Below are 2,930 nucleotides of genomic sequence, written 5' to 3' on the forward strand. Positions count from 1 at the left end.
GGCTCCTCAACCGTGCTCTGCACGGTTTGCGCCGGCTTGAGCAGAAAAACGGCTTTACCATGGGGCCGTCCTTGCAGGAAGCGCACAAGAAGTATCAGCAAGAGGCCGACAATATTTCCGGGTTTCTTGCCGAATGCTGCGAGGTCGGCCCGAGCCTTACGTATCCCAGGAAAGAATTGTTTCTCCGATACACGGAATGGTGCCAGGAAAACGGCATGAAACCGACGACCAAAAAGAAGTTTAACCAGCGTTTGCTGGAGGAGATTTCGGGGCTCAGAATCGTCCGAAAGTACATGGGACCGGAACTTTGGAACGGCATCACTTTCTCCCCCAAGGAATAAAGAGCGCCCCCATGCTGGGCGCTTCTTCTTTTTTCGTCGCTGTCGCTCCTCCTGCTTCTGCGGAAGGCAAGGGCCGGGGCGGGGGCCAGATTCATGAATGTGAATTTGTTTTCTGAATGAGAAATCCCTTATCCTGCAAGGGATTGCGGAGTTCATACAGGAATACAAAAAACTTTCCACATTTGGAACTGGCAAATTCTAAATCCGGCGACCAGACAGGAGCAGCAGAAGAAGCATTGGGTTACAGCAAAAGGGAACACACAAAGTTTTCTGTATGACTGTATGGCCGCGTCCCACAAGGGATTCGGGATTTGGATTTCTGTGCAGTTCCTGTTTGGTTTAATTGAATAACGGAATTTAAGTTGAATATCGTTACTTTGTGAATTACTTCACAAGTCGGAAGAAACCGGTATAATGGTGTTGAGGTGATTCGGATGAGCAAGATCTATACCTTGTCGGAAGTCAGCAGATTGATGGGGGCCAGTGAACCTTTGATATTGTATTGGATTTCGCTGGGCCGTTTTCCCGGGGTTACCCTTGAAGAGCCGGTATTCAGGCCGGATACCAAGTGTGTGTCGCCGTACGGAGAAACGTTGACCATTGCCGAAATCGAGGAACTGTACCACCAAGAACAGAAGCGTTTGGGGCGGGACAAACCGATCACCCTGGAAGAGGAAATTCAGATATTAAAAGATGAGATCCGTTACTTTGAAGAAAAATATGGCGGGCCTTTTGAGAAGACGCTGGGCGCAAAACGGGAACTATCCAGCGATGAGGAACGCGATGCAGTCGAATGGGAAAGTTTGTTGAGATCGTTGGAGAGAAGGATCAAGTGCAAAGAGCATTCGGACGAATGAGGTTTTGAGTGCGGGTTTTCGCACTTTTTTTGTTTTGCTAAAGTTCGTAAGGGTTTTTGAAATGGAGCGATCCTGGCAGGAATGATGTCGCATTTCGTAGAAGTAAATACGGGTATATAGTGCCTTGTACCTAACCCAAACATATGTTTCATGACGTACAGATGTCACGATCAACGCTTTATAATGGCATGTGAGATCCAATCAGGAGGAACAAACCGCATGGCATCAGCGCAAGCAGACATCACATTCGAAAAAGAACTGTTCGAAGCCGCCAATCGGATGCGGGCGACGGTTGCGCCGGCGGACTACAAACATATCGTTCTCCCGCTGATTTTCCTGCGCTACCTGTCCATTCGCTATGATAAGCGTCGCAATGAATTGGAGCAGATGGTGCGTGATCCGGGAAGCCCGTATTACTTTGAAAATCCCGAGGACGCCAATTTGATTCTGGAAGACCGGGATTCATACATCGCCGAGCGCGTATACGTGGTCCCCGAGCAGGCGCGCTGGTCCTACATTGTCAAGAACGCCAAGCAGCCCAACATCAAGGAAATCCTCGACAACGCCATGAAACTGATCGAGGATGAGAACCCGGAACTGGCCGGGGTACTGCCGCGCATTTACCGGACGACCAATCTGCCCAACGAAAACCTGGCAGCGCTGATCGAGATCTTTTCCCGCGACGTGTTCAGCGCCTACAGCGATGATGCGGTGGACGTGCTGGGGCGCGTGTTCGAATACTTCATCGGCAACTTTGCTTCCAGCGAGGGGAACCGCGGCGGCCAGTTTTTTACGCCCAAATCCATCGTCGAACTGCTCGTCGCCATGCTGGAGCCGGAATCGGGCACGATCTTTGACCCGGCCTGCGGCTCCGGCGGCATGTTCATTCAGTCCCAGCGCTACGCCAAGAACAAGCATGCCCTTTCGTTCTACGGACAGGAAAGCGTGGACACGACCGTCCGCCTGGGGAAAATGAACGTCCTCATCCACGGCATCAACGCGGACATTCGCCTGGGCGATTCCTTGCTCGATGACAAGTTCAAAGACCAGAAATTTGACTTTGTCCTCTCCAATCCCCCCTTCAACATGAAGTTGTGGGGCGCGGACAAGATCCAGAAAAACGATCCGCGGCTTATCGTGGAGTATGACAAGGCCGTCACCGACAGCAACGCCAACTACATGTGGATGCAGCATTTCCTGTACCACCTGAAGGAAGGTGGCACGGCCGGTTTCGTCATGGCCAACGGGGCGATGACGACGAACGTAACCGGCGAGAAGGAAGTCCGCCAGAAGTTGGTGGATGAGGGCTACATCGACTGCGTCGTGCAACTGCCGGAGAAGTTGTTCTTTACCACCGGCATTCCGTGCTGCCTCTTTTTCCTGAGCAAGAACCGGGATGGCCAGAAGGGATTCCGGCCGCGGAGAAATGAAGTGCTGTTCATCGACGCCCGGAAAAAAGGCGTCATGGTCAGCCGCCGGCAAAAGGCGCTTACGCCGGAAGACATCGAGGAAATTGCGGCGGTGTACCAGGCGTTCCGGAAAGCGGACGGGAAATTTGAGCCCGTGGAAGGTTTCTGCAATGTGGCGACCATCGAGGAAATCCGCGCGAACGATTACAAACTGACGCCGGGGATCTATGTCGGAACGGAAGTATCCGAGACGGACGATGTTCCCTTTGAGGAAAAGATGGCGGAACTGATGGGGCGGCTGCAGGAACAGTTTGCGGAGTCGA

General features: G+C 52.4%; 2 protein-coding genes and 1 pseudogene. All 3 read left to right on the forward strand.

Annotated elements, in window-relative coordinates:
- Positions 1-341 (forward strand): annotated as a pseudogene (locus BAA01_03535) (hypothetical protein).
- Between the two features lie 434 nt (positions 342-775).
- Positions 776-1,198, forward strand: coding sequence for a hypothetical protein (locus tag BAA01_03540; GenBank protein OUM84179.1), 423 nt, complete (start codon positions 776-778; stop codon positions 1,196-1,198).
- 219 nt (positions 1,199-1,417) lie between these two features.
- On the forward strand, positions 1,418-2,930 hold a 1,513-nt coding region (locus BAA01_03545; protein OUM84180.1), incomplete at its 3' end, for a DNA methyltransferase.

It is taken from the genome of Bacillus thermozeamaize (assembly GCA_002159075.1).
Lineage (GTDB): Bacteria > Bacillota > Bacilli > ZCTH02-B2 > ZCTH02-B2 > Bacillus_BB > Bacillus_BB thermozeamaize.

Bases quoted from the DNA above. Each gene is read 5' to 3' on its own strand.
- BAA01_03540 (OUM84179.1), top strand. From the start codon at position 776: ATGAGCAAGATCTATACCTTGTCGGAAGTCAGCAGATTGATGGGGGCC.